1 protein-coding gene is annotated in these 2565 nt (G+C 43.5%); it reads right to left on the bottom strand.

The window, feature by feature from the left end:
- Positions 1-158: 158 nt before the first annotated feature.
- On the bottom strand, positions 159-2565 hold a 2407-nt coding region (locus G3570_RS16250), incomplete at its 5' end, for a protein kinase domain-containing protein (protein WP_165143922.1).

Here is a 2565-nt window from a genome sequence, read left to right as displayed (position 1 = left end):
GAGGGCCACATCCCGGTCGAGTTTACTATCTTGAGCCTTGTAGACCACACCCATCCCACCTTCACCCAACTTCTCAGTGATTTTATAATGCGAGATGGTTTGTCCAATCATATTCCCTCTGTTTTACTAGATCTCAGTGTTAACAATCCATCTGTTTTTTACTCAACCTCAATTACTTCTTCAGTTGCACCTTTTTCTGAAACCGACAGCTTTTGGAGCCGCTGTCGAGCCTCCATTACCATATCTTGTAGTTCCGGATCAGCATCTTTCCACGCCACGATAAAGCGGCGATACGCCTCCGCCGCTTTTTCAGGTTTATTCATATCTTCATAGAGCATGCCCAGACGCTCATGAGAAATCGGGTTAGTCCAATATGTTAAATACCAATCTTCTGCTTGCTCATATTTTCCAAGCTCTCGATAAAGATCACCTCTCCAAATAGCTCCTGGTATACCCCACTGTTCTTTATCTTTCCATAACCTGAGAGCCTTATCCATATTACCAGATTTCCAGGCTCTATAGCCTTGCAACTCTTTGAGTACTGCACCGATATCAGATGAAGAGTTTTGAATATCTGTCGTGTCACTCATTATTTGGAGCTTATCGAACAATTCATCTAAGTTTTCCATTTTCGCCTGATCAATTGAATACATAATGGAAGATTCAAGTTGGTTGAACGATGGTTCATCAGGAAGGTTTTTTGGTTCCAAATATTTACTGGCCATTGAATCCGGAATAGGTAATCCTAAACTATTGGTACCGGCAAGAATATTAGATATGCCATTATTTAACTGCTTTAATTCCTTTATCGTCTGTAGAAGATGCCCTCTTTGAAAGCTGTTTATAGCAAGTTGAAAATCAAAGGCATTATCTTCTATATCCTCTCGATTTTGTAAAACACGAAGGACCCTCTCTTTTAATTCCCATTGATAGGGATGGTTGAAAATTAGGACAAAGTTATTGTAATCGGGGAGGTCAATATATTTAAGCTTGCTTAGAGCGTTCTCTTTTTGAGTCTCATTTCCAAAAACCAAATCCAGTGAAAGACGGTAGACTTCTTTGTATTTATCTTCACCAGGATGAGCCTTGATTCGTTTAGCAGCAAGAGTGCTATCGTTGTGAAGAGCAAATGCAAATTCAACATAATGGTGATGATGAGATGCCTGACCCGGATCAAGTTCAATAGCCCTTTCAAATGCCTCTTCTGCTCGATGCCAACCGGGAGCAATAGGACCATGTGTGAGTACCTCCCCAAACTGGTACCACACTAAGGGATCATCCGGATAATCTTTTGTCATTTGGCGAAGCGAATCAGCAGCGATCATGTGATTATTTTTAACAATCCACATATATCTAGCTTGCACAAGTTGGCGTTCGCGACTGGGTAATTGATTAGATAATTGATAGGCGTGTTTCATAGGCTGATCTACGTTTCCAGATCCCAGCCACCCTCGACTCAAGGAAGTACGCATATAAGCAAGGGCAAAGGAAGTATCACGTTCAATGGCAGATTCATAGTCAGCTATCGCTTCTTCGTATTCACCTGATCGAAAGTGTCGTTCTCCGGCTAAAAATGCTTTTAATGCAGGTAGTGATTCAGTAGTGATGCTCTCTAGATTTACTGACGGAATCGCCTCCTCGCTCCGCTCCAGTAATACACCTAATATTTCTTTTGTCAAGTTATTTGTTAACATCGTTACACTGTCGGGAGCCCCACGCACTTCAACCTGACCAAGTCGTTCTCCAGAAGCAACTTCTCGTACATTGACACCAAAACGTAAGTCATTGCCCAGTTGTACTGCTGATCCCAGTATTGCATAGTTGGCACCAACCTCACGGGCAATATCCAGCGCCTCTTGAGTTTCGATATCAATTGCTTGCCCTTTTTGTTTCCACTTAGCCAAAATGGTACGGTCAGGAATGGCACGCAGTCCGGCTACTCCGTCAAGATTCAAGCTCAGCGTCGTTACCATGCCATCTTTCCACTCGTCCGCCCCCGAACCTGTAACCTCGAATGGTAGTACTGCAATTGAATGATTGGCAACCTCCGAATTCCCTTCATCTGTTGGGGCTTCTGTGTTATTTTCAACCTCATTTCCACCATTAAACCACCAGCCGGTAAGCAGCACGAGTACAATCAGGGCCGTTGCACTGATTAGAAGACCGAATTTATCCACATTTTTCTTTCCGAAACCTAAATTGGGTACAGTAACAGTGAATGTAGTTGAATCACTGCCGCTGTCTTGCTGGGTATCCTTTCTATCGGTTTTTTCCCTTGGGGTCTGCTCCATAAAAATATCACTGGACTCTTTCACTTCTTTAATTAAGGCAACTACCTGTTTGGCACTTCCGATTCGATCTTCAGGTTCTTTGGCCAGTAGCCGGCCCAAAATTTGGACAAGTTCACTGGGCGCCTTGGGCAGATATGTTTTCAGAGGAGTAGGTTTTTCATTCACAATGGAATACGTCATCGCCGCCTGGTGCTCGCCTTGGAAAGGTTTCCGGCCGGTCAGCATTTCATAAAGTAGAATGCCAAGGGAAAACAGGTCTGACCGGTGATCAACC

It is taken from the genome of Halalkalibaculum roseum (assembly GCF_011059145.1).
In the GTDB taxonomy this organism is placed as follows: domain Bacteria; phylum Bacteroidota; class Rhodothermia; order Balneolales; family Balneolaceae; genus Halalkalibaculum; species Halalkalibaculum roseum.
The sequence above is the reverse complement of the archived record's forward strand: the minus strand, read 5'-3'. Positions and strand labels throughout refer to the sequence as shown.